Origin of the sequence: Yoonia sp. (genome assembly GCF_036770585.1) — a bacterium.
In the GTDB taxonomy this organism is placed as follows: Bacteria; Pseudomonadota; Alphaproteobacteria; order Rhodobacterales; family Rhodobacteraceae; genus Yoonia.
This window is the reverse complement of sequence record NZ_DAIPIW010000128.1, coordinates 1-2,898: the sequence shown is the minus strand read 5'-3', so window position 1 is coordinate 2,898 and position 2,898 is coordinate 1. Positions and strand designations below refer to the sequence as shown.

The 2,898-nt window shown below is 63.0% G+C and carries 3 protein-coding genes; all 3 read left to right on the top strand.

Annotated features, from left to right (window positions below; all coding sequences use genetic code 11):
• Nucleotides 1-291 precede the first annotated feature (291 nt).
• Nucleotides 292-1,497, top strand: coding sequence for a GTP-binding protein (locus V7N12_RS13915; protein WP_333715260.1), 1,206 nt, complete (start codon nucleotides 292-294; stop codon nucleotides 1,495-1,497).
• A 1-nt stretch (nucleotide 1,498) separates the two neighbouring features.
• Complete coding sequence (locus V7N12_RS13910) at nucleotides 1,499-1,807, top strand: DUF6525 family protein (protein ID WP_333715259.1); 309 nt, start codon at nucleotides 1,499-1,501, stop codon at nucleotides 1,805-1,807.
• Nucleotides 1,794-2,898: CobW family GTP-binding protein (locus V7N12_RS13905; protein ID WP_333715258.1), on the top strand; the 1,105-nt coding region annotated here is incomplete at its 3' end. The genes V7N12_RS13910 and V7N12_RS13905, both read left to right, overlap by 14 nt.

Sequence of the window (2,898 nt, the reverse complement as noted above, 5' to 3'; positions counted from 1 at the left end):
GTGGGCACAAGGCGCTGTGACCGAGCCCCGTCGCTAACCCCCGCATACCCCTAGAAGAGACCTGAAAGTTGCAGCCACCGCCGGATCGGTAGAACGCGCATCAAAGGGGCGAGTGGCGGAGGGAACGGGACTGCGGTCGAACCTTCTCTGACACCAGTCATTGAAATTACTACACTTTTTTGAACTGCCGTTTCGGATGGTCTATGCATTTGTGATTGGCGCGCCCTCGCATTGCATGTCCAGGTGAACCGTGCGATCTGTATGTTATAGTATAACATAGCGGAGATTCGCATGCACGACAGCCGCCTTCCCGTCACCGTCCTTTCCGGCTTTCTGGGCGCAGGCAAGACCACGCTGCTCAACCACGTCCTGAACAACCGGGAGGGGCGGCGCGTGGCGGTGATCGTCAACGACATGTCCGAGGTCAACATCGACGCTGACCTCATTCGCGAAGGGGCGGAACTGTCGCGGTCCGAGGAGAAACTGGTCGAGATGACCAACGGCTGCATCTGCTGCACGCTGCGCGGCGATCTCCTTGAGCAGGTCCGCAAGCTGTCAGACGAGGGGCGCTTTGATTATCTGCTGATCGAATCCACCGGTATCGCCGAACCCTTGCCTGTGGCCGCCACCTTTGACTTCCGGGATGAAGATGGCGACAGCCTGTCGGACGTGGCGCGGCTGGATACGATGGTGACGGTGGTCGATGCGATCAACCTGCTTCGCGATTTCGCCAGCCACGATTTCCTGACTGAACGGGGCGAGAGCTTGGGAGAAGGCGACACGCGCACCTTGGTCAACCTCTTGACCGAGCAGATCGAGTTTGCCGATGTCGTGGTGCTGAACAAGACGTCGGATGCAGGCGAGGGCCGCACCAATGCTGCGCGCAAGATCATCCGGGCGCTGAACCCCGACGCAAGACTGATCGAGACGGATCACTCTCGCGTAGCGGCTGACGCGATTTTCAACACAGGCCTCTTTGATTTCGACCGAGCGCATGAACACCCGTTTTGGGCCAAAGAGCTTTACGGCTTTGCCCATCACATGCCCGAAACCGAGGAATACGGGATCAGCAGCTTCGTCTATCGTGCCCGTGCGCCCTTTCACCCGGGCCGCATCCACGCCGTCCTGAACGGTGATTTGCCCGGCGTGATCCGGGCCAAGGGACATTTCTGGCTGGCCTCGCGCCCGAACTGGGTGGCCGAGTTTTCGCTGGCGGGGGCGGTGTCGTCGGTAACGCCGCTCGGCGGCTGGTGGGCCAGCGTGCCAAGGGAACGCTGGCCGACGCACCCCGATGCGCTTGCAGAGGTGGCGGGCAAGTGGACCGAGCCCTGGGGCGACCGTCGGCAGGAACTGGTGTTCATCGGGGCGGGCATGGACGAGGCGGCAATCCGCGCGAAACTCGACGCCGCGCTGATCCCGGCGCAGGACTTTACACCCACCGCCTGGTCGAACCTGCCCGATCCCTTCCCCGAATGGCGGCGGACGCAGGCGGCATAACATGGCAAGGCGCAACCTTGCCACATCGCTGAAACGCCGCTCGCGGGGCGATCCGATGCAGGCCTATGACGCGCTACCACCAGACCTTCGGCAATGGCTGGCGGGGGCAGTGCTGCCATGGAGCGCGGTTTCGGTCCGAAGGGCCTGGCTTAAGGCGCTGAAAGCCGCAGGCGGCGACCGGCAGGCGGCGCAAGCGGCGCTTTCCGGAATCGAGCGGCGGCGGCTGGAGCGCGACGTGGCCCGCATCTGGGGCAAGGCGCACCCGTTCCTGGCGGCGCCTGATACAGGGGGACACCATGACTGTCGCTGATATTCGCCTGCCCGTCACGCTGATCACCGGCTTTCTGGGTGCAGGCAAGACCACGCTTCTCAACCATCTGTTGCGCAGTCCAGAGGCCGGGCGCGTGGCAGTCATCATCAACGAATTCGGCGACATCGGACTGGATCATGATCTGATCGAGACAGCTACAGAAGAGATGGTGCTGATGCAGTCGGGTTGCTTGTGCTGCTCGATCCGGGGCGATCTGGTCACCACGATGGCCGATCTGGCGCGGCGGCGCGCCAATGGGCTGATCGCATTCGATCGCGTGGTGATCGAGACGACGGGCCTCGCCGATCCTGCGCCTATCCAGCACACGCTGATGCTGGACCGTGCATTGACGACGCAGTTTTTGCTGGACGGTATCGTTACGCTTGCGTGCGCGGCTACCGGCATGACCACGCTAGACCGACAGTTCGAGGCTGTCAGCCAGATCGCCGTGGCCGACCGGATCGTGGTCAGCAAGGCCGATCTCGTGGACGCTGGCGCGCTGGCTGCGTTCGAAGCGCGCCTGCACAAACTCAACCCGACGGCCCAGATCTTGCGCGCCGATCATGGCCACGTGCCCGCGCAGTCCCTGTTCGACATCGGCGCGCTGCGGAGCGACACGCCGGTAGCACGGGCTCTGGACTGGACTGGCCGCGCGGAACCAAAACCGCAGAATGTCTCCACGCTTCCCGACACGCTGTCAGGCCTGTTTGCGCCGCAGCGTGGCGGCTTAAATGCTCTTCATAGGCTCTCCCAGGCGTCCGTTCTCCCTTCCACCAGCCACGACGCGCGGATTACCAGCCTATCGGCTGCGATCGAACGCCCGGTCCGGGCCGATGCGTTCGGACTTTGGCTTGACACTCTGATGTCCTTTCACGGGCCTGATATCCTGCGCTTCAAGGCGATCATACACACGACCGAAGACCCCCACCCTTTTGCCGTCCATGGTGTTCAGCACATCTTTCACCCGCCGGTCCCGCTGCCGCACTGGCCTGCGGGCGACCGCACAAGCCGCTTTGTGGTGATCGGTCGTGATCTCCGCCCGGACATGCTGGAGGACAGTTTGGCCTTTCTGCGCGCCAAGTCTTCTGAGG

Excerpts from the sequence above, each read along its gene's own strand:
- V7N12_RS13915 (WP_333715260.1), top strand. The coding sequence starts at position 292 with ATGCACGACAGCCGCCTTCCCGTCACCGTCCTTTCCGGCTTTCTGGGC.
- V7N12_RS13910 (WP_333715259.1), top strand. The coding sequence starts at position 1,499 with ATGGCAAGGCGCAACCTTGCCACATCGCTGAAACGCCGCTCGCGGGGC.